The organism is Rahnella victoriana, from assembly GCF_004330295.1.
Taxonomy (GTDB): Bacteria; Pseudomonadota; Gammaproteobacteria; order Enterobacterales; family Enterobacteriaceae; genus Rahnella; species Rahnella victoriana.
The window spans coordinates 13,519-35,544 of record NZ_SJOJ01000035.1; the positions used below are offsets into that span (position 1 = coordinate 13,519).

Genomic DNA, 22,026 nt, shown 5'->3' on the forward strand with positions numbered 1-22,026 from the left:
TAAGGAGTAAGCATGACCTCTTCATCTACACCTAAAATTGTCTCCATGCAGGTGATCCCGGTTGCCGGACACGACAGCATGTTGCTGAATCTCAGCGGTGCGCATGCGCCGTTTTTCACCCGTAACATCCTGATCCTCAAAGACAGCAGTGGTAACACCGGCGTCGGTGAAGTACCGGGCGGTGAGAAAATCCGTCAGACGCTGGATGATGCCGCGTTGCTGGTGACCGGCAAAACGCTGGGTGAATACAAGAATGTGATGACGGCGGTGCGCGAAAAATTCGCTGACCGCGATGCCTCCGGCCGGGGTTTACAGACCTTCGATTTACGCACCACCATTCATGTCGTGACGGCGATTGAAGCCGCGATGCTGGACTTGCTCGGTAAGCATCTGGGCGTCACCGTGGCGTCATTGCTGGGCGACGGACAGCAGCGCGATGAAGTCGAAATGCTTGGCTATCTGTTCTACGTCGGCGACCGCAACAAAACCTCGCTGGGCTATCAGAGCCAGCCGGATGACCGCTGTGACTGGTATCGTCTGCGCCATGAAGAAGCGCTGACACCGGCGGCAGTGGTGCGTCTGGCGGAAGCGGCGTATGACAAATACGGCTTTAACGATTTCAAACTGAAAGGCGGCGTTCTGGCAGGCAGTGAAGAGGCCGAAGCCGTGACGGCGCTGGCGCAGCGGTTCCCGCAGGCGCGCATTACCCTTGATCCCAACGGGGCCTGGTCGCTGAATGAAGCGATCGCACTGGGTAAACAACTGCTCGGCGTGCTGGCTTACGCCGAAGATCCGTGCGGCGCAGAGCAGGGCTTCTCCGGGCGTGAAGTGATGGCGGAATTCCGTCAGGCAACCGGCCTGCCGACCGCCACCAATATGATCGCCACCGACTGGCGTCAGATGGGGCATACCATCCAGCTTAAATCCGTGGATATTCCGCTGGCGGATCCGCATTTCTGGACCATGCAGGGGTCGGTGCGCGTGGCGCAAATGTGTCACGAATGGGGGCTGACCTGGGGCTCGCACTCCAACAATCACTTTGATATTTCGCTGGCGATGTTCACGCAGGTGGCGGCGGCGGCACCGGGCAAAATCACCGCCATCGACACCCACTGGATCTGGCAGGAAGGCAATCAGCGCCTGACCAGAGAACCGTTGCAGATCAAAGGCGGTAAGGTGCGTGTGCCGGAACAGCCGGGTCTGGGCGTAGAGCTGGATATGGATCAGGTAATGAAGGCGCACGAGCTGTACAAAGGCATGGGGCTGGGCGCGCGTAACGATGCGCAGGGCATGCAGTTCCTGGTGCCGGACTGGACGTTTGATCCGAAAAGGCCGTGTCTGGTGCGCTGATCATCGGCGGGATCCGCACCCTTAAAAAAGCCTCTCGCATGAGAGGCTTTTTACGTTCAGAAGGCCAGATCAGCTGCGGGCGTGTGCCGCCGCCTTTTCAATTTGCTCATCAGACGGGCGTACGCCGGTATACAGCACGAACTGCTCGACGGCCTGCAAGGTGGCGACTTCCGCACCGGTGATCACTTTTTTGCCGTGTTCACGGCCATAGCGGATCAGCGGGGTTTCTGCCGGCAGCGCGACGACGTCAAAGACGATGCTGGCGCGGTCAATCACCGCCGGTTCAAAGGCCAGCGAATCGGCTTCCGGGCCACCGGCCATGCCGATGGGCGTGACGTTCACCACCATATCGACGGCCAGATCACCGATGTCGGCTTTCCATTCGTAACCGTATTCTTCCGCCAGTGCGCGACCATTGGCTTCGTTACGGGCAATGATATAGCCCTTTTTGAAACCGGCATCACGGATGGCCGCGACCACCGCTTTACCCATGCCGCCGCTGCCGCGCAGGGCGAAAACGGCGTCACGCGGCACCTGATGGCTGTCGAGCAGACGGGCGACGGCAATGTAATCGGTATTGTAAGCGCGCAGGAAACCGTCGTCATTGACGATGGTATTCACGGACTGAATGGCGGTGGCGGAAGGATCCAACTCATCAAGGAACGGAATGCAGACTTCCTTGAACGGCATCGAGACTGCGCAGCCGCGAATACCCAGCGCGCGCACGCCTTTCACGGCGGCTTCGATGTCTTTGGTGGAAAAGGCTTTGTAGACGAAGTTCAGGTCTAACGCCTGATAAAGGCTGTTATGAAAACGGGTGCCGAAATTTCCCGGACGACCGGAAAGGGACATACACAGCTGTGTATCTTTATTAATTTCCCGACTCATGATGCTCTCCTGAAAGGGCTTATTGATCTTACTGAACCTTAGCTGAAACGATCCGCCCCGACAATCTGAGTCTGTCTCAAATCGGCTGTTATACTTAACACAGGCATGAACGCGGAGGCTGACATGAATTTGGATCTTTTTGATCACCCTGATTTTCACCCGAACTGGCGGGAAGATCTGTGCCCCGGCGCGGTGGTGTTACGCGGTGCGGCGCTGGCAGAAGATGTGGCGTTACTGGCGGAGATCGACCGTATCGCCGGTCTGGTGCCTTTTCAGTATCGCGCCACGCCGGGCGGTTACGCGATGTCGGTGGCGATGACCAATTGCGGCGATGTCGGCTGGGTGACGGACCGGGCGGGGTATCGCTATCAGGCCGTCTCGCCGGAAAGCCATCAGCAATGGCCGCCGATGCCGGACCTGTTTCGCCAGCTTGCGGTAAACGCCGCAGAGCAGGCGGGATTTCCCGGTTTCGCGCCCGATGCGTGCCTGATCAACCGCTATCAGCCGGGCGCAAAAATGAGCCTGCATCAGGATAAAGACGAGCACGATTTCGGCCAGCCGATTGTCTCGGTCTCGCTGGGCTTACCGGCGGTATTTCAGTTCGGCGGTATGGAACGCAGCGACAAAACGCAGCGTGTGCCGCTGATGCACGGCGATATTGTGGTGTGGGGCGGCCCGTCGCGGCTGCGTTATCACGGCGTATTGCCGCTGAAAGCGGGCGAGCATCCGCTGACCGGTCAGTACCGGTTTAACCTGACTTTCAGAAAAGCAACGTAAAACGGGGTGATCAGGCCGTAAAGCACAGGACTTTGTCCTCATTCTGCTTTACACTGCCGCCCTGCAAAAACTGACATGTTGAATAAATAATTACTTAGGCGGTAAGCGATGAACGGCGTAATCACAACCTGGTTTGAAGATAAAGGTTTCGGTTTTATCAAAGATGAAAACGGCGATAACCGTTATTTCCACGTGATTAAAGTTGCAAACCCTGAGCTGATTAAGAAAGATGCGACAGTGACCTTTGAGCCGACCACCAACAACAAAGGGCTTTCCGCCTTTGCGGTGAAGGTCGAGCCGGAAAGCAAATACATCTTTATTGCCGGTGAGCGCATCAAAATCACCAGCATCAAATCCTTCCTGGCCTTCAATGAAGAAGTGCCTGCGGAAACCAAGATCGACAAAGAAAACGCGGTACTTTCCGTCGGGCTGCTGATGAACCGTATCCGCCCGCAGGAAGAAGAGAAAAAAGCCGAAACCCGCACCATGAAAAAGCTGCTGATCACCACTTTCCAGAACAGCACTTATGTTTTCACTGAAGACGAAATCGACGTGGATGCGACGGTCAAAACGCTGAAAGCCCTGTAATTTCCTGCCTTAAAACCGGTGCGCTTCTGCCGCACCGGGTCTGTTTCTCCCTTCGTTAATACGTCACCGTGACCGTGACCGTGTCGCTGTAGTTCCCGGCGGGCTGATTGCTTTGCGCCAGATTCACCGACGCGGTGTACGGGAACGATTGTGATGTGCCGGTGCCGGTCGCGCTGCTGTTGGTGGCGGCCGTCCAGACCGTGCTGTCGCCCTTAAAGATCTGATATTGCAGATAACTGGTGGTGCTGCCGACGGTGGACGCCATCTGCCGGTACTGGCCTGAACCCGGCACGCTGCTGGTCAGGTTAACGGAATAACTGGCGTTCAGCGTACAGCGCACGCTGATGGTATTCGCCACCACAGTCGTCAGACCGGAAGGCAGGGCCGCGCTGCCAAAACCAACGTTCGGCGCACTGTCGATATAGCAAAAATTAGTGACGTTGAGCGTCAGGTTGACGTTGCCACTGACATTGCCGGTATCGGCGATACACAGCAACGTGCCGACGGCCACCGAGCAGATGTTCCATCTCCAGGCGATAGGGACGGTATCGGTATAGGTGCCCGCCGCCAGATTGGACAGCGTTTGGGGCATGACATACAGGGGTAACGTACCGTTCGGCCCGGAGAACAAACCCAGTAATCCCAGGGCGGTGGTGCTGCTCCAGCTAATCACATCGCCCTGGTTATACACCGTGCCGCAACTGCCGTCTTTACACAGGCTGTAAGGCAGATACTGGTTGGTCGCTGCGCTGTACAGGCGCGGCTGCGAGCCGCTCGGATGCAGTGTGGCGCCAATGGTGGCGGTGATGGTGTTGGTGCCGCCGATACTCAGCAACGGGCCGGTGCAACTTAAGCCGCTGCCGCCTGCGGTCACCAGCGGCGAAGAGCTGACGGCAAAGGAATTTTGAGTGCCCAGCGTGATGGTGGTGGCCGCCGTGGTGCATCCCGCCCGCGCCAGCGATGTCGCACCCAGCAACAGCATCAGCAGTAATCCCTGCGTTATCCACCGCCTGAAAATTCTCATGATTTATCTCCTGCCGTTGCGCCACCCTGACATGCCAGCGGGCCAACCTGCTCAATGCTGTGATGATGGGGATCCAGGGTGAAACTGACCCGGCATACCGAATGATCTTCCTGCTGAATGTTCAGCACGTTGTTTTCCTGTAAGTGAGAGAAATACACCAGCCCGTCGTACCCGGTGACGGTGGTCTGCTGCGTATTTTGCTCTGTCACCAGCGTCCCCAGCTTCAGCGGTTGTCCGGCGGCGTCATGCAGGGTGATATTGGCGGACAGCACTTTCTCGACATTGAATTTCACCACCACGCCGCTGCCTTGCTTCACGGCGATGCGGTCATTGACGTTATTGGCGACCACGTCGGCAGGCAGCGGCAGGGTGTCGATTTCCACTTTGGCCGGATAATACGAACTGACGGTTGGGATCAGCAGGTGGCCGTTTTTATCGGTTTTGCCCATTTTCTGATTCTCGAACAGCACCGGAACCTCGGCGTAATGGTCGGTATCCACCACGATAAAGGCATCATTGATCTTGTCTGACAGGAACCAGTCGTTCGCCATAAACACCACGGATCCGCTCAGATCGGCCCAGTTGGTGTAATCGCCCTGATTACCGTAGAAGCCGCCCTGGATCGTGGCGTAATGGGATTTCCAGGTCGCATCGGCCTGCTGATACGGATTGTTGCCGCCGCTGTAAGCCAGATTCCAGCCCAGACCGCCGTCGGTGGGCGTCGCCTTGCTGGCGCCAATTTGTTCCTGATAATTGCCCGAACTGTCACGTTGTACACCGGCATTCATATTGATGTTGGTGCCAATCGGAATGATGAACTGCAACTGCGCGCTGTAGCCGGTATCGCCCAGCGTTTTATTGAGCGATAAAAACATACTGCTTTGCCCCCACAGCGAGCGGCTGTAGGAGAAATTCACCAGCCGGGTATGCGAATTGTCATAGGCTTCGACGTCGTAATAGCCGATACCCATGGTGCCGTTGGCGGATCCGAAGGGCGATGTGCTGAAGGTGATCTGATCGGCCTGACGGCTTAACCGCGTGTCGCTGGTGTAAGACGTCAGATCCTGATAACCCACCGTGCGTTTTGAACGCAGCGCCGAGAGGCTGAACACCGTCGAATAGTAGGAATAACCCAGCGTGTACTGGCTGCCGTCTTTTTTATCGGTGACATTTTCGCCCAGCGGATTGTCGATCTGTCCGCTGGAGTCCGGAATGCCCGGCGTCTGACCGTTGGGATAACCGTTCGGATTGTTCAGCTGATTATTGCTGTCCACCGGCGGATGGTTCGCCTTACTCTGGCTGCCGGAAATGCTCAGCGTCCCCCAGGTACCCACCGCGACATCTGCCCCCAGACCGCCCAGCGCCAGACCTTGCGTCAGTTCGGTATGGCCGGACAGCGTCAGATAATTGCTCAGCCCGTAACGGTAAATGCCACTGAACGCGCCGTCGGAATAATCCCCGTTGGTCACGCCATAATTGTTGCGCACCGCACCGAGTGAAAAATCGAAATCACTGAGATTTTTACGCAGCAGGGTGTTGGAAACATAAAAGGGAACGCTGGTGGAGACCTGCCGCCCGACCGCATCGGTGGTGACAATCGTCGCCTCACCGGCTCCGTTGATATAAGGCACGTTGGTCAGGGTGAACGGCCCGGAATTCAGATTATTGCTGCTGGCCTTATAGCCGTTGAGGAACAAATCGACAGTGGTCGGCACCGCCGCCGTGCCGCTGTATTGCAGCACCGGATACGTCACCAGGTCCGGGCGCACACCGAAGTTACGGCTGATACGCACACCGCCCATGCGCGCCGAGTTACTCCACGTCAGGGAATCGCTGACGAAATCCCCGACCTGATAGCTGATCAGGTTTTTCTCGTCGGTGAACCGCCAGAACGTGTCGTAGCGCAGATAGCCGTCCTGCGTCGTCTGGTCGCCGTTGCTGTTGGGGACGTTATCGATGTTGTAGCGGTATGTGCCGGTATTGGTGATCAGCCCGAGATTGCTGAATAAACGCTGCTCCATCCAGGTGGCGATGGATTTCGCGCCGCCCGGCGGATCGGTGTAATAGGCATCGTAGTTAAACAACAGTCCGGTGCTGCTTTTCGACGGCGTGTAGTTCATCAGCGGGTCGCCGCTGACATTCTGGTTCGGCAGCCAGGCATCCGGCACGTTTAACACCAGTTGCTGGCTGGCCGAATCGTATTTCGCTTTGACGTCCGGCAGTTCGCCGACGTTGATCAGCCCCTGCTGGCCGTTAATGTGGATATGGTTTTTTGCCAGCACACCCGCTTCAACAAAGTAGGCGTTATTGCGGTACGTCACCGGCACCACCTGATTATCCGTCTGGCCGTTGACCACAATCGACAGATAAAACATGGCGTCCGTGACCACCGGTGCCGCACGCGGGGCATCGGGCAGCGAGGAATATTCCTGTGCCTGCGCGCTGAACGTACTCAGGCATAACAGGCACAGGCTTCCCCGGAACAACAGCGGTCGCTGATGACCTGCACGGGGAAGGCGTCTGATGGGCATCCGTTGCGGCTCCTGCTGTTACTGGCCGCGCGGGATGACAATCGGTGTCGTGTTATCGGCAATCTGCGCATTCAGCTGCGCGCCCGGCGTCACCCCGGCAGGCACCGCCCAGCGCATTTTTTGCCCCGGCAGCACATACCCCATAAAGCCGCCGACCATGGTTTTCACACCCTGTTTCTGATTGCCGTTAGCTGACCAGAACACGTTGCTCAGCCGCGCATGCACGATGCCGGTATTGCGCACCTGCAAATAGGTTTTACCGCCGTCGGACACCGTCTGCCACGTCAGGATCGGGCGCGTTGCGGTGTCAGGATCGCGTTTCATATCCGCGCGATCATTGGTCCACAAACTGCCGCCATCCATAAACAACGGCAGCAGATAACGCATCTGCAATTGCAGCCCGACCACGGCTTTGTCTTTGCCCTCACCGGCGCTGTTCAGCGGCGACGGGATTTCATCAATGATAATGCGGTACGCCTGCTCGGTATTGGCCGGCACCGGCGTGTTGCGGATAAGCCTGATCAGCTGGCGTTGCCCCGGCGGTACGGTCGCGAAAGGCGGGCTGGCGACCACATTGGTCTGATCGGCATACTTTTCATTGTAATTTTCCTGCTTCCAGGCCAGCACCCGCACCTGCAAGGAGACCGGCTCCGCGCCCCGGTTTTCCAGCCACAGGGCGGATCCGTTCTGATCGGATTCAATAATCTGGTACACCGGCCAGACCAGCACCGAACTGGCGGCCTGCGCGGTCACGGAGGAAAGCAGTGCGCAACCCAGTGCGGCGGCAGCGAAAAGGCGGGAAAGGGTCGGGCGTAAAAACAGTCTCTTCATGGTTTCATATCCTGATGATTCAATACGTTAACGTTACGGTGACGGTATCGGTATAAGTCCCGGCGGAAGGCAGGGTGGTCACAGCGTATAAACGGGCATAAACCGGATAGGTTTGCGTGGTACCCGGAAAACTGGGGATGGACATCACCAGCGTGCCGTTGCCCCAGACCAGGCTGCGGGCGGCATCGCGGAAAAGCTGGTAGCCCAGCTGATCGGTATTGGTGGTGTTTTGCATAAAGCGGCGCGTGGCGGTGCCGCCGTGGGTGCCGTAATCCATGGCAATACTGACGGAGGTGCCCGGCGTACAGGTCACCACCACCGAGCCTGCGCCGGTGCTGCTGACGGTATCGACGTTGCTGGTGATGGACGACATGGAGCCGAAATTGAGGGTGCCGAGGTTGGAGGTCGGGCTGGACAGCGAGCTGCCGAAGGCACAGCCGTTGGTGAGGGAGGCCGAAACGGTAAAGGCGGCGACCGCCGTGTCGGCATTCGCCGTGCTGCACGGTATCAGCGGCACAAGCAGCATCAGCCATAGCGGCGAAACGCGCAGACGCCCGGACATAGCCACCTCTACCAGGATACGGTGACATTCACCGTATCCTGATAAACCCCGGCGGCGGGCGTGGTTTGCGCCGGAACGCGGCCATAAACCGTGCTCCACTGATCCGCACCGTTACCTGTGCCGCTGACGCCGGTGGTGTTGTCCCAGACGGTGGTACGCGCCGCCGTGGTGTAGAGATTGTATTGCAGGGTGGAGGCGCTGTTGGTGGTGTTAACCATCCGGCGCGCAGTTACCACGCCGCTGCTGCCGCCATCCATCACGATTTTGTAGGTCAGGCCGGTCACGCATTTGACGCGGATCGATCCCGCCAGCTGGGCGCTGGTGGCGTTGATGGCGCTGGTGAGTGAGGCGTAATTGCCAAAATTCAGCGTACCAAAACTGGTGCTGCCGGACGTCGTGGTTCCCGCTTCACAGGCGGGCAGCAACGTGGCACTGATGCCTATCGTCGCTGCCTGACTAAAGGGAATGCGCATCTGCATCGACACCACCAGTGCGGCTGGCAGTAGCAGCAGTACCTTGATGTCCATGATCTTTCCTTCCTTGAATCGAAAGCCAGTCAGAGGCGAAATCGACTCTGATGGAATACAGCCTTACCAGGAAAGAGTGGCAACAACGGTATCGTTATACGTCCCCGCAGCCGGTGTGGTGCTGGTCTGGTCAGCAGGCAGCACACGACCATAAATCGGGATATTTTGCGCAGTGGTGCCCGTCGTCAGCGTGATCGGCGTATTTATCGCGATCTCTGTCGTCCGTGCGGTGTCGGAATAGAGGCGGTAAGGAATGCTGGTGCCGCTGGAGGTCATGGTACGCAGCCCGCCGGTTGCCGCCAGACCGCCATTCAGTGACAGCGTCGGGGTCAGCCCGGTGCTACAGGTGATGGTCACGGCACCGGTGCCATTGGCACCAAACACCGTCCCGTTGATGACGCTGGTCAGATCCGCGTAGTTACCAAAGTTCAGGGTACCCCACTGGTTGGTCCCCCCCGTTGATGTGCCGTTACCGACAGTACAACCGGTGCTGATGGTCAGCTGAACGCCTACCTGCCCTGTTAAGGTACCGGCTGCCTGTGCGCCTGCGGCTAATGTCAGCGTTGCAGCGGCAAGAACGGCCAGTAATAATGAATTTTTTTCGCCCATGATGACTCCCAATAACAGCTTACACGGTTGTGTATGCATGCAACGTCGTTGCATGTGGAAATCCTCTGGTGGTCAGTAAGTGATGCTAAAAATGATAAAAAAGCGGGTAATAAACAGCGTTCAGGCCGGGACTTATGTTTTTCAGTGTTAACTGAATGAATCCCTGACCTTATGCAACTGAGGAAAAACGCCGTTATGGTTAAATATAAGTTAATAAATTTACCTTAAGGGGATCTTTTCTCCATTTCCTTCAATAAGGATAAAAATTCTATAAATTACAAATTATCCATTTTTTATCCTGTTTATTCCTGTTTTCCATTGATAATGATTGCGTTACATCAACCAAACGATGAGATCATTTAACCATTAATAATGTGTTGTTATCGATAAGCCCTGAGCAATCCTTCAACGGAGCTACTGATGTTTTCTGACGATGTCATTAACGATATGAACCGGCTGGCGCGTTTTCTGGCTTTTGACCAGACTGACGGAAAGGGCATAACCGGCACGCCTTCGCTGCTGATCCTGCTTGGGAATGCGATTTTACCGACGGCAGAAGCGGCGTTTCGGGCGCTGGCGCAGGGGCGCGTTTCACGCTTACTGATTGCCGGTGGCGTGGGGCATTCCACGGATTTACTGTATGACGCCGTTCGCCAGCATCCCGATTATCAGCACATTCCGCTGGCCGGACGCAGCGAGGCTGAGGTGCTTTATGACATCGGCGTGCAGCACTTCGGGGGTTCACCGGCCCAGATTTTGCTGGAAACCGCATCCACCAATTGTGGCGACAATGCCTTACAGGCGCGGCGGGTGCTGGAGGCGGCGGGGGATCAGCATACGGCTGTCACGCTGGTGCAGGATCCGCTGATGCAGTTACGCACCGACGCCAGTTTCCGCCACGTCTGGCGCGACCGGCCTGAGGTGAGGTTCCTCAACTGGCCGGTGTTGGTGCCACAGCTTGAACGCGAAGGGGAAGGGTTGCGCATTGCCGGAACCGGCCATCACCGCTTATGGTCGCTGCCGCGCTTTGTGTCACTGCTGCTCGGCGAAATTCCGCGTCTGCGCAACGCGCCCGGCGGTTATGGCCCGCGTGGTGCGGGCTTTATCGCAGAGGTGACAATCCCGGGGGAGATTGAGGACATCTATGCCCGGCTGAAACCGGTGCTGGAGGCGGATTACGGTGACAGATCCTTCTGACACACGGCGGGCGCGGTATCAGCGTCTTGCTGATGATTGCCGCGCAGCGCCAGTAATACCACCAGCGCGGAAAACAGCGTGATCGCCATCAGGCATAACAGCAACGGATGCAGCGAGGCGGCATAAATCTGCTGAAGCTGCGCCGTGCTGGCCTGCGGGATCAGTTGCTGTGCCACGGCCAGATTGCCGGTCGCCAGCCGTTGTGCGGCCTGACCGATTGCTCCTGAACTGACCGCGTCTGAGGTAAAGTGCGCCGTCAGTGCGCTGTGCGTTAAGGCCGACAGAATGGCACCGACTATCGCCAGCGAAATGCCTTCACCGGCCACGCGGGTGGTGCTGAAAATACCGGTCGCCATGCCCGCCCGTTCTTTCGGGACCACGCTGACCGAAAGACCATCCATCAGCCCCCACGGCAGACCGGTGCCGGTGCCGATAATCAGCATCGGCGCGATCATGCCTGTGACATGTTGCGCCAGCACCGCCTGACTCAGCCAGCCCAGCCCGGCGGCAGCAATCACCAGACCGGAAGTACATAACACGCCAGCCGACATCCAGCGCGTCAGCCACGCCGCCAGCAGCGGCACCACCAGCATCGGCACGGACAGCGCCATCATCATCAGTCCCGCCTGTTCTTCACTCAGACCCGCGACGCCGATAAACAGCATCGGCAGGATCACCAGCAGCACCACAAAACAGAAACCGGTCGCCAGCGGCAGTGCCTGTACGCCGATAAAACGGAGGTAACGGAACAGCGATAAATCCAGCATCGGGTTTTTCACGCGCCGTTCAACGGCGACAAACACCGCCAGCAGCACCGCCGCTCCCGCCAGCAATGAAAGCACCGGCGTGCTGTAAAGGCCTGATTGCGGGATTTCCATCAGCGCCCAGGTCAGCAGCGCCAGCATGGCGGTGAAGGACGCCGTGCCCGGCCAGTCGATGCCCGTCGCCTGCGGATTACGGGTTTCGTGCATTTTGCCTGCACCGGTGATCAGCGCCAGTACGGCAATCACCGTCGCGGAGAAAAATACCGAACGCCAGCCGAAGTGTGCGATCAGCACCCCCGCAAGGAACGGGCCGAAGGCCAGACCGATGCCAAAACTGCTGCCCATCAGGCTGAAGGCGCGGGTACGCGCTGCGCCGTCGAATTCCTGAGCCAGTGCTGCCGCGCCGCCCGCCAGCGCCCCTGCGGCGGCGATGCCCTGTGCGGCGCGCAGTAAATCAATCCACAGCAAACTGTTGCTGAACGCCTGTAACAACGACAGCAGCGCAAACAGCGAGACGCCGCTGACGAACACTTTTTTGCGTCCCAGTTCATCGGCCAGCGCCCCGGCGGCCATCAGAAAACAGCCGAAGGTGAGCATAAACGCATTGGTTACCCAGCTCAGCGCCTGCGCGCTGCCACCGAGTTCGCGGGCGATAGCCGGTGTTGCCACCGCGCCGCTGACAAAATTCAGCGGCAATATGACCGCCGCCAGACACACGGTAAAAAGAACGCGCAGGCTGCCTGCCGGAGTTGTGGTCGTTGATGAGTGCATTGGTTTCCCCAACGGGTTAAGGTTAACGATGATGATAAAATGTCGGCAATCTGGCGGAAACAGGCCACAAGTCCGATGATTCAGGACGAAAACGCTCGAATAAACGAGGGTAAAGAATGGAAAACCTTAACGGCCTGCTGGCCTTTGTCCGGGCGGCGCAAAGTCAGAGTTTTGCCGCGGCCGCAGAACGTATGGGCATTTCCGCCTCGGCGGTGGGCAAAAGCGTGGCGCGGCTGGAAGAAAAACTCAGTGTTCGGTTGTTTAACCGCAGCACGCGGCGCATCAGCCTGACCGATGAAGGCCAGCTGTTTTTTGAACGCTGCCAGAATATCGTTTCGCAACTGGAAGAGGCCGAGCAGGAACTGGTGCGCATTTCCGCCGTGCCGCGCGGCAAATTACGCATCACCGCCCCGGCTATCGGCTACCGCATGCTGTTGCCGCATCTGCCGGAATTTCGCCAGCGTTACCCGGAGGTGGAACTGGATCTGGATTTCAGCGACCGCATGGCCGATGTCATCGATGAAGGGTTTGATATCGCCATCCGCAGCGGAGATCTGAGCAACTCGCAGATGATGTCACGCCGTCTCGGGCCGTTCGGGTTTGCCATTGTGGGAAGTCCGGCCTATTTCGCCAGCCATCCGGCGCCGCTAAGACCTGACGATCTTTATCAGCACGCCTGCCTGCGTTACCGCTTTCCCGGCAACGGCCAATGGCAGGAATGGGCGATGAACGGCGAGACGCCGCCGGAGCTGCCGCTGGCTCTGAGCAGCAATAATCTGGAGTCGATTTTACAGGCGGCCGTGCAGGGGCTGGGGCTGGCGTATGTACCGGAATTTATCGTGCGGCCTTATCTTGAATCCGGTGAGCTGATTGCTGTGCTGTCTGATTATCTGAAAGAGGGCGGGAAATTTTCAGTGGTCTGGCCAAGCAGCCGCCATATGCTGCCAAAAGTGCGGGTATTTATTGATTTTCTGACCGAAAAAAAAGTTCTGTGAGATCTCACACACGCATAAAAAACGGGGCACCAGGCCCCGTGGTACTTTTTATACAGGTCAAAAAAGGTTTATTACAGGTCAGAAGAGATTTATCTCAAGTCTGACGAGGTTCAGATTTGCTTCCACTGTGACCATTCACCGGTAAACTCGGCTTTGCCCGGCTGGTTATTCTGAGTCCAGTAGTTTGCCTGATAGTCTTTGCCGTTCAGACTGACTTTGTCGCCCGTGTTGTACACTTTGCTGGCATCCCAGGTGGCATATTTGCCCGCCGGAGACGGCGTTGGTGTAGGCGTCGGCGTTGGCTCCGGTTCCGGAGTCGGTTCCGGCGTCGGTTCAGGGGTTGGCTCCGGTGTTGGTTCCGGCGTCGGCTCTGGCGTTGGTTCCGGCTCAATGGCTGCATCACCCAGCACCGTCACGACGATGGATTTGGTCAGTGATTTCTCACCATGCTCATCGGTGACGACCAGAGAGAAGCTGAAGTCAGACTTACTGACCAGCTCCGGCGCAGTGAAGTCTGCCGATACAGCGCTATAAGAGGACAGCGCAATCGCGGCTGGCGCGGTCCATTTATAAGTCAGTTTGTCGTTGTCTTTATCGGCAGAACCCGCCCCACTCAGACGCACTTTCGCACCGCTGAACACCTGCAGGGTGATGTCACCGGTGGGTGCAACATTGCTTTCTGCAGGGATTTCATCATCCGGCACCTGACCACTGACATTGACGCCTTCAAAGTAGAAAGGTGACATATCAATAACTTTCTGCTCGATAGCGTAACCGAGGCCTTCACGGGCAGCATTGACCAGCAGACCGTTGTCCTGATCGATGGTCCAGGTAAACAGCGCACCCAGCCCTTTTTCAATGACATAACGGCCTTTTTCACGCACGGTACGCGGGGTATCAATGGACATAAAGAGGCCGGAATCTTTGCTGTAAAGGTAATCCGCATCCGCTACCTGGTCGGTGTACACCTCAAAGCCGTTGCGGCCTGACTGACTTTCCAGATCCAGATAGTTATTCACCAGGTCGTACCATTCGGTGGTGCCACTTTCGAATGAACCGACGGTTGTTTTCCCCTCATTTGGCGAGTAAGTGCCCTCCAGCGGAGAATAGCTTTCCAGCACGGCATTCTGCCCATTACGGGAATAAGCCGCATAACCGACGTTGATACGATCGGCCGGGAAGCCTTTAGCCAACAGGTATTCAACGATAGTATCGACCCCAAATCCGCCTTCAACCAGCGCACGCAGGTTGGTATGGTGAGCCAGTTTTTCTGCCCATGGTGTCCCGAAGAAGTCATACGTCATGACGTTAATACCATACAGACCAGCTTCCAGTAAGGCAGAAACGTTGGATTTTTCCAGAATGGCGACAACGGCGGAGCTGGCGATACTGATTTTCACATCAGAACGCTTGATGGCTTTCATCTCTTTGGTAATTTCAGCCAGCAGTAACGCATAGTTTGCACCATCATTATCGTCATACGGGTTGTTATTGCCGGCATTACCCGGATATTCCCAGTCAATATCCACTTCGCTGAACATCGGGAAACGGGTGAACAGACTGGCCACGCTTTTGGCAAAGATGGTACGTCCATCTGCGCTTTTCGCCATGTTGTGGAAACCGTTACTCAGGGTCCAGCCGCCAATACTCATCGACAGTACCAGATCATGCCCGACGGCTTTGGCGCGTTTTTGCAGATCACGCAACCCGCCAACCAGCCCTTTTACATTGGCTTGCGTCGCGCTGGTCGGAGAAAGCTCAACCCAGCCCGGATTGTCGAGATTGTTGTTGACGCTGGAGGCAAAGTCACCCCACGGATCCAGGAACGTTGCCTGATGAGTGGATTTGCCCAGTTGTTGCGCGGCACTTGCGACGGTATTGGCTTTTTCACCCTGATCGCCGACGATGCCGACGAAACCAAAGATGATTTTGTCATAAGCGGTTGGCGGGATATTTGCCAGATCAAAACCACGACCCCTTTTATCTGCCTCAATCTTTGGGTTTTGTAAACGGCCATCATATTGAGACCAGTCAGTATAATAGCCAAATACTTTAGGCTTATTAGCTTTAGTATATTTGTTATAAACCGGTTTAGTCACACGTGCGGAGGTATAGCTGTATTTCTCTGTTTCTGTGGCTGGATTAAATCCGTCGTCTTTATAGGAGGACTGGGTCAGCTCATCGGTCTTAATAATTTTGCTGGTAGGCATAGTATTTTCCTAAGATTTGAATGAATACATCAACAGCCGTTTGCTGCTGGTGGATATCTTCGACCTGGAAATAAAATCCGGCAAATCACATTGAGATATAAATAAAAGTGACTAAGCTAAAATTTGTGATTGCTTTTTGAGCGGTAAAAGTTGGCTAATTTTATCAGTATCAATAATCACGCTGATAACAAAATGAGTTATCCCAAATTGATCATTAAAAACACTATCTTTCAGTAAGTTGTGCCACACCATGATATTGAGTGAGAATTAAATTGTTTTTGAGTCTGACTCAATAGGCCCCGTTTTTTATTGATTCAGTCACATCTTAACTAAAATACTTAATATTATTCCTATTGCCTGTGGAGAAAATAATAAAAGCAGATACGCTTAATCATCAGCATAGATTTAGCGGGGTTTCTCAGATGACTGAAATAATGGAGGGGAGAAGATGATGGCTGTGTACCTGATAAACAGTGAATATGTGTTTAATGAAAAAACCAAGGAGTTTAAAAAACTTCACAGTGATGTGAATATTAAACTGACCTCAATGAGAGCCCGCTGTCTGAGTTATATTATCGAGCATGCAAAAGATGAAGTCATCGAGAAAGAGGCGATATCACAAGCATTATGGGGAAGCCGAAGTAAATTCACCAGCGATGCCAGCCTGACCCAAACCCTTTATTTAATCCGACGCGATCTTAAATTTGCCGGGCTGGATGAATTTTTCATCACCGTACCGAAATCAGGAATACGGGTCAGTACGTCAGCCACGGTTGAAGTCATGGAGGAAAAAATGCCCCCCGGTAAAAGGTTCAGGCCGTGGTGGTGGCTGTTGGGTGTTGTCGTTTCACTGCTGGTGCTCGGTAGTGCGTTGTTCCTGACGCTTCAACTTTAACCGTTGTCGGAGGAATACCTTATGTTTACCAATCCTGTGATCAATTCCGTGCTGAAAAACGAAGGGGGTTATGTGGACCACCCGGACGATACCGGCGGCCCGACCCACTGGGGGATCACCGAAAAAACCGCCCGCAGTTACGGCTACACCGGAAAAATGACCGATTTCACTAAAGAAGATGCCTACCTGATCCTCGAGAAAAATTACTGGTATCAGCCGGGTTTTGACAAGGTCTATGTCATCGCGCCGGTACTGGCGCTGGAACTGTGCGATACCGGCACTAACATGGGGCCGGTGGTCGGCATCAAATGGCTGCAACGCTGGCTGAATGTGTTTAATCAGGGAGGCTCGCAGTATGCCGATATCGCGGTGGACGGCAGGATCGGCCCCGGCACGCTGAAGGCACTTGAGCAGTTTATCCAGAAGCGCGGTGCCGAAGGGGCGGGTGTGCTGGTCACTTCTCTCAACTGCAGCCAGGGGCAACGTTATCTGGAACTGGCCGAAGGTCGCACGGCCAATGAAAGCTTTGTCTATGGCTGGATGAAGGGACGGATAAATCTTTAATATATGGCGCAATATTTTTTATTCTGAACTCTGTGCATTACCTGTGTCTATAAAGGGTGGATTTTTATGAAAACAAAATGCATAAAGAACTGTGCTATTTATTTCGCAGTAAACTATCCCTTTTATCTGGAGAGTGAATGATGAATCAAAGAAGTGCAATTAATTTTGATTACAATCTGATCAAGATAATGAACGAAGTGATTGTATCCGGGAATATTTCAAAAGCAGCGGAGAATCTGAGCCTTACACCCTCGGCAGTGAGTTTATCGATAAATAAACTCAGGCGTCATCTGGGGGAGGATTTGTTCTACCGCACGGCAACCGGACTGAAACCGACGGCCACGGCGCTGGATGTTCATGATTCTTTTGTTAATGCCATCACCATCATTGAAGACGTTTTACAGTCGAGCCGCACTGAAGGTCCTTCCTGCGCAATTTTACGGGTGATGTGCCCGGATGCCCTGGAAGATTATTATTTTAACCGGATGTATAAGAACGACAGCGGGAAAACAGTAAAAGTTGAATTTTCAAATGTGAATAATATTAAGAGTGATGAGATGGTAAAGAATTTGTTGCAGGCAAACATTGATGTGGTCATTTCGCATCATGCCCTGCAGCATGATAAAATTACTTCAGTGAAAATAGATTCCATGGATAATTTCGTTATTTTATGTGGTGCTAACAGTTTATTGTCCAATCAGAAAGAACTGGCCCTGATGCATTACTACGCATTACCCCATGCGGTTTATAACGACGGTATTTATAATGATTTTACCGGCCTGTTGGGCACCACGCTGACGATTAATACGCCCTATGCTGGCCTGGTTAAAGTGATTTACCGGTCCTCTTCCATCAACGGTATCATCAGCGCCCTTGAACGCAGCGATATGCTCACGGTGCTTCCCAGATTACTGGCGGACTACTTCATCAAGGAACGGCACTGTAAATTAAAATGCTTTGATCTTCCAAAGGAAATTTCTATCAATGACTCCAGCGTCTACATGAACTACCTCAGCAACAGCAGCAAGCGGCGTTACGTTCATCTGGTGATGTCTCAGCTTAACAGTCCCGAGTCAGTGTGAAAAATGGGGCAGGAAATACGGTTGACCGTATTAACAATAGAATATTTTAATTTTTAATGTGTGTTTTATCGATAATCTGCACCAGATGATTAAAATTAATTATTGAGGTGAAATGATTATTACTGCGTGATAATCCGATGATGATTGTGACAGTTATATGAATGGCACTTCATCCCTCTGCAGGGTTTTCATCCGAACAGCTTTCAGGCAAAAGACGTTGGGTTTGTCGGGTTTGAATGATGAGTTTCAGGAACAGTCATGTCGTTCACGGAAAGGGGTTGTGCATGATATTATGCGCTGTAAAACCAAACCGGCGGTGGATGATATTTATAAATGCTTTTCGCAACATGTTGTATTGTTTTTTTACCGGTTTTACTTTACGGATTTTTTATTGAAAGGGATAAGCATTTCAATATGTTTTTTGTTTCCTCCGGGATTGGAGGTGTATCAGGTGGGCCATTATTAATAATAGTGACTGGCCGTGTTAAAAGGTGGGTGACGACCTTTACGTTTACCCAAAAGTAAATGCACTGAGTAACTGGAAGTCTATTATTGAGTCATAAATGATGCGGATTGATTCCTGGTGGATCAGTCCGCATTTTTTTAATCTGCGTGCGCATGAGAGGCTTTATTTGATAAACATCATCCTGTTTTTATGATGTTTATGACTCTGATTTTATTAGGGGGTGATGCGCTGAAGCGATTAGCCTTTTCACTGACAGGGCAGGGACGCGTGACAGTCACTCTGGCCAGTTAACAGTATGCAGAAAATGTTTTTCAGCATTTAACTCCGTCTCTCAATATATAAGGTTATCCTTATGCGCAGAACTAAACATACATCGCTTATTCCTCTTATTACCCTTTCCTGTCTGCTGGCGGGTACGGGGACGGCAATAGCCGCGGATGCGTCAGACCCCTATGTCATCAAAGAAAGTGACCTGATTAAAAAAGAAAACAGCCTCACCCAAAATCCGCTGATGCAGGAAGTGAAGGCTTCTATCCGCACGCTGGATAATGATGCGGTAGACAAAATCGCCCCCGGCCGCAGCGATAACCCGGCCAACGTGAAGCGGGTGGACAGCATTCTGGGCAGCGATAAATGGGAGCACATCTTCCCTCTGCGCGAACCAAGTTACACCTATACCCGCTTCCTGCAGGCGATTGGTAAGTTCCCGGCGGTGTGCGCCACCTACACCGACGGGCGTGATTCCGATGCTATCTGCCGCAAGGTGCTGGCCACCATGTTCGCGCACTTTGCGCAGGAAACCGGCGGCCACGAAAGCTGGCGTCCGGAAGCCGAATGGCGTCAGGGGCTGGTCTATCTGCGGGAGATGGGCTGGCAGGAAGGACAGAAAGGCGGCTACAACGGTGAATGTAATCCGAACGTCTGGCAGGGACAAACCTGGCCGTGCGGCAAAGATGCCGACGGTGATTTCGTCAGCTACTTCGGTCGCGGTGCTAAACAGCTCTCCTATAACTACAACTACGGACCGTTCTCCGATGCGATGTTTGGCACGGTCAGAACCCTGCTGGATAAACCGGAGCTGGTGGCAGATACGTGGCTGAACCTCGCCAGCGCGGTGTTCTTCTTCGTGACGCCGCAGGCGCCGAAACCGAGCATGTTGCATGTGATCGACGGCACCTGGCAGCCGAACGATCGGGATAAAGCCAACGGTCTGGTCCCGGGGTTCGGCGTGACCATTCAGATCATCAACGGCGGTGTCGAATGCGGTGGCGCACAGGAAATCGCGCAGGGCCTGAACCGTATTTCCTATTACAAAAGTGAAGCCGAATACCTGAACGTGCCGGTTCCGGCCAATGAAGTGCTGGGCTGTAAAAACATGAAGCAGTTTGATGAAGGCGGCGCGGGCGCATTGCCACAGTACTGGGAACAGGACTGGGGATGGTCAGCAGAAACGCCGACTGGCCAGACGTATTCCTGTCAGCTGGTCGGCTACCAGACGCCGTTCTCGGCGTTCAAGGAAGGCGATTACAAACGCTGCGTCCAGCACTTCTTTAACGTGAAAGTGGTGGATGACGCCGGTCAGGAAGAAGCGGTGACGCCAGCGCCTGAACCAACGCCGACGCCAGCACCAACACCGGAACCGACACCTGCGCCAGCTGGCAATTCCGCGCCGGTGGCAAAACTGTCCGGTCCGATTGGCGAAGTGGAAAGTCAGGCGAATGTGACGCTCAACGCAGCGGAATCTACCGATGCGGATGGCGACAAACTGACCTACAGCTGGTTGCTGCCGAACGGTAATACGCTGGCGGGCGCTGATCGTGAATCGCTGAGTTTTGTTGCACCGGTAGTCACCCGCAAACAAAGCTTCAACTTCACCCTGACCGTTTCCGACGCGAAGAAAAGCAGTGTGGCAACCTATGTGCTGACCGTCACGCCGAAGGTACTGCCAATTCCGGATGAAGGCACCAGCACCAGCTGCGCCAACAACTGGGATGCCGGCAAAGTGTATAACGGCGGCGAAAGTGTTAACTGGAAAGGTAAAGAGTATCTGGCGAATTACTGGACTCAGAATAATGAGCCAGGTAACCCGTCGTTCACCGGTGAATGGTCACAGTGGAAAGAGATCAAAGCCTGTAAGTAACCTTTATGTAAGCTGTCCGGTTTCCGTTCATCGGGGAAAACTAAAATGGGTGCGATATCCGCGCCCATTTTTTTCATCCGCTGAACGGCAATCTTATGACGGCCGTTGATCCAGCCAGATGCCCATTTCTGTTAATGCCTGCTCAAGGTTCGCCCGGCCAAAGCCGATACGCAGAAAATCTTCCGGCACGGCGGTCAGTTCCGAGGCATAGGCCACGGAAGGGATCACCATCACGCCAGCCTGTTCCACCAGTTGTGTGGCAAAAGCTTGTGCGCCTTCCGCACCGGTATAACGCACAAACGCCAGCACCCCGGCCTTCGGCAGAGACAGCTGAAACAGATGCGGATACCGCGCCAGAAAAGTGGTCAGCAGGGTGAGCTGATGACGTGAACGCTGCATCACCCGTTCGAGGATCGGGGCGCGGGCATTCAGGGCAATCGTGGTGAGCATTTCACCGGGCAGGGCGTTGCAGATCGACAGATACTGCTTCATGCGCTCCAGTTCCCGCATCCACGCCTTATCCTGACACGCCACCCAGCCGATGCGCAGACCCGGCAAGCCGTAGGCTTTCGAGGTGACATTCAGCGAAATGCCGCGCTCATATATATCCGCCAGCTGTGGCAGCCGGTCCGCCGGATCAAACTCAGTCAGGCGATACACTTCGTCAGAGAAGATCCAGATCCCGCGCGCGCGGCACATGTCGACCAGTTCATTGAGTTGCTGATGGCTGATCAGCGCGCCGGTCGGGTTATGCGGAAAGTTAATCACCAGCACTTTGGTTTCAGGGCGCAGGGCGGCGCGCACTTTTTCAGTGTTCAGCGCCCAGTCGTTGTTTTCATCGAGCGCCACGCCGGTGACGTCACAACGCGAGAGTGGCACGCTTTCCAGCGACTGATAATTGGGCGTAATGACCACCGCGTGATCACCGGCGTTCAGCAGCATCTGGAAGCAGGCGTAAATCGCCTCGTCGGCTCCGGCAAAGCTGATGATGTCGTCAGGCGTGATGCGGTCGTAAGTGGTCGCGATGGCGGCCAGCAGTTCCGGCGTTCCGCGCAGCGGCGGGTAATCCAGCACGGCCTGCATAAATGGCGCGCGATGTGCTTCGCCCGCCAGCGCAAACAGCGTGTCGGTGCTCATCGATTCCGGATAGGACGAGGACAGCGGAAAGCGCACGGCGTGCTCAAGACGTGAGAGGTAGCTGATTAAACGAAAATCTTCAGGAAAAGCCATGACGTACCTGCGATAAAAGTCAGAA

The 22,026-nt window shown here is 54.7% G+C and carries 19 protein-coding genes; 9 read left to right on the forward strand and 10 right to left on the reverse strand.

Features of this window, described 5'->3' with window-relative positions:
* Positions 1-12: 12 nt before the first annotated feature.
* On the forward strand, positions 13-1,350 hold the full coding sequence (gudD, locus tag EYY67_RS22240) for a glucarate dehydratase (RefSeq protein ID WP_131694408.1): 1,338 nt from the start codon (positions 13-15) through the stop codon (positions 1,348-1,350).
* 69 nt (positions 1,351-1,419) lie between these two features.
* Here gudD and EYY67_RS22245 read toward each other — a convergent pair whose 3' ends face one another.
* A complete protein-coding gene (locus tag EYY67_RS22245; RefSeq protein ID WP_119827028.1) occupies positions 1,420-2,238 on the reverse strand; it encodes a shikimate 5-dehydrogenase in 819 nt (272 codons plus the stop codon).
* A 123-nt stretch (positions 2,239-2,361) separates the two neighbouring features.
* On the opposite strand from EYY67_RS22245, the gene alkB reads away from it, so the two are divergent.
* Both alkB and EYY67_RS22255 read left to right on the forward strand, forming a co-directional pair.
* A complete protein-coding gene (gene alkB / locus EYY67_RS22250; RefSeq protein ID WP_095924722.1) occupies positions 2,362-3,015 on the forward strand; it encodes a DNA oxidative demethylase AlkB in 654 nt (217 codons plus the stop codon).
* A gap of 108 nt (positions 3,016-3,123) precedes the next feature.
* Complete coding sequence (locus EYY67_RS22255) at positions 3,124-3,603, forward strand: cold shock domain-containing protein (protein ID WP_095924723.1); 480 nt, start codon at positions 3,124-3,126, stop codon at positions 3,601-3,603.
* Between the two features lie 55 nt (positions 3,604-3,658).
* Here the strand turns inward: EYY67_RS22255 and EYY67_RS22260 are convergent, their stop codons facing one another.
* The 6 genes from EYY67_RS22260 to EYY67_RS22285 all read right to left on the reverse strand — a co-directional run bounded on the left by EYY67_RS22260 (position 3,659) and on the right by EYY67_RS22285 (position 9,687).
* On the reverse strand, positions 3,659-4,627 hold the full coding sequence (locus EYY67_RS22260) for a Csu type fimbrial protein (RefSeq protein WP_095924724.1): 969 nt from the start codon (positions 4,625-4,627) through the stop codon (positions 3,659-3,661).
* On the reverse strand, positions 4,624-7,158 hold the full coding sequence (locus EYY67_RS22265) for a fimbria/pilus outer membrane usher protein (protein ID WP_131694409.1): 2,535 nt from the start codon (positions 7,156-7,158) through the stop codon (positions 4,624-4,626). Before EYY67_RS22265 ends, EYY67_RS22260 begins: the two co-directional genes overlap by 4 nt.
* Positions 7,159-7,176: 18 nt before the next feature.
* Positions 7,177-7,989, reverse strand: coding sequence for a fimbrial biogenesis chaperone (locus EYY67_RS22270; protein ID WP_095924726.1), 813 nt, complete (start codon positions 7,987-7,989; stop codon positions 7,177-7,179).
* A gap of 19 nt (positions 7,990-8,008) precedes the next feature.
* The gene (locus EYY67_RS22275; protein WP_131694410.1) at positions 8,009-8,551 is read right to left on the reverse strand and encodes a Csu type fimbrial protein; all 543 of its coding nucleotides are present in this window, start codon (positions 8,549-8,551) and stop codon (positions 8,009-8,011) included.
* 8 nt (positions 8,552-8,559) lie between these two features.
* Positions 8,560-9,078, reverse strand: a complete 519-nt coding sequence (locus tag EYY67_RS22280; RefSeq protein WP_095924728.1) for a Csu type fimbrial protein — start codon at positions 9,076-9,078, stop codon at positions 8,560-8,562.
* A gap of 63 nt (positions 9,079-9,141) precedes the next feature.
* A complete protein-coding gene (locus tag EYY67_RS22285) occupies positions 9,142-9,687 on the reverse strand; it encodes a Csu type fimbrial protein (RefSeq protein ID WP_095924729.1) in 546 nt (181 codons plus the stop codon).
* A gap of 420 nt (positions 9,688-10,107) precedes the next feature.
* On the opposite strand from EYY67_RS22285, the gene EYY67_RS22290 reads away from it, so the two are divergent.
* Positions 10,108-10,884 (forward strand): YdcF family protein, encoded by a 777-nt coding sequence (locus EYY67_RS22290; RefSeq protein ID WP_131694411.1) that lies wholly within the window; start codon positions 10,108-10,110, stop codon positions 10,882-10,884.
* Here the strand turns inward: EYY67_RS22290 and EYY67_RS22295 are convergent.
* A complete protein-coding gene (locus tag EYY67_RS22295) occupies positions 10,863-12,419 on the reverse strand; it encodes an MFS transporter (protein WP_131694412.1) in 1,557 nt (518 codons plus the stop codon). The two genes, EYY67_RS22290 and EYY67_RS22295, sit on opposite strands and share 22 nt — an antisense overlap.
* A 116-nt stretch (positions 12,420-12,535) precedes the next feature.
* Here EYY67_RS22295 and EYY67_RS22300 point away from each other — a divergent pair, with 116 nt between their 5' ends.
* Entirely contained in the window at positions 12,536-13,414 is an 879-nt protein-coding gene (locus EYY67_RS22300) for a LysR substrate-binding domain-containing protein (RefSeq protein WP_131694413.1), read from the forward strand.
* Positions 13,415-13,524: 110 nt separating this feature from the next.
* Here EYY67_RS22300 and EYY67_RS22305 read toward each other — a convergent pair whose 3' ends face one another.
* Positions 13,525-15,624, reverse strand: a complete 2,100-nt coding sequence (locus EYY67_RS22305) for a glycosyl hydrolase family 18 protein (RefSeq protein WP_131694414.1) — start codon at positions 15,622-15,624, stop codon at positions 13,525-13,527.
* A gap of 448 nt (positions 15,625-16,072) precedes the next feature.
* On the opposite strand from EYY67_RS22305, the gene EYY67_RS22310 reads away from it, so the two are divergent.
* The 4 genes from EYY67_RS22310 to EYY67_RS22330 all read left to right on the forward strand — a co-directional run bounded on the left by EYY67_RS22310 (position 16,073) and on the right by EYY67_RS22330 (position 20,771).
* On the forward strand, positions 16,073-16,519 hold the full coding sequence (locus EYY67_RS22310; protein ID WP_095924734.1) for a winged helix-turn-helix domain-containing protein: 447 nt from the start codon (positions 16,073-16,075) through the stop codon (positions 16,517-16,519).
* A 21-nt stretch (positions 16,520-16,540) separates the two neighbouring features.
* A complete protein-coding gene (locus tag EYY67_RS22315; RefSeq protein ID WP_119827012.1) occupies positions 16,541-17,083 on the forward strand; it encodes a glycoside hydrolase family 108 protein in 543 nt (180 codons plus the stop codon).
* 137 nt (positions 17,084-17,220) lie between these two features.
* On the forward strand, positions 17,221-18,165 hold the full coding sequence (locus EYY67_RS22320) for a LysR family transcriptional regulator (RefSeq protein ID WP_229920925.1): 945 nt from the start codon (positions 17,221-17,223) through the stop codon (positions 18,163-18,165).
* Between the two features lie 818 nt (positions 18,166-18,983).
* Positions 18,984-20,771 carry a chitinase gene (locus tag EYY67_RS22330; protein WP_131694415.1) on the forward strand — a complete coding sequence of 596 codons (1,788 nt, stop codon included), beginning with the start codon at positions 18,984-18,986 and terminating at the stop codon, positions 20,769-20,771.
* A gap of 93 nt (positions 20,772-20,864) precedes the next feature.
* On the opposite strand, the gene EYY67_RS22335 is transcribed toward EYY67_RS22330, so the two are convergent.
* Positions 20,865-22,001, reverse strand: coding sequence for a pyridoxal phosphate-dependent aminotransferase (locus EYY67_RS22335; protein ID WP_131694416.1), 1,137 nt, complete (start codon positions 21,999-22,001; stop codon positions 20,865-20,867).
* Between the last annotated feature and the right edge of the window lie 25 nt (positions 22,002-22,026).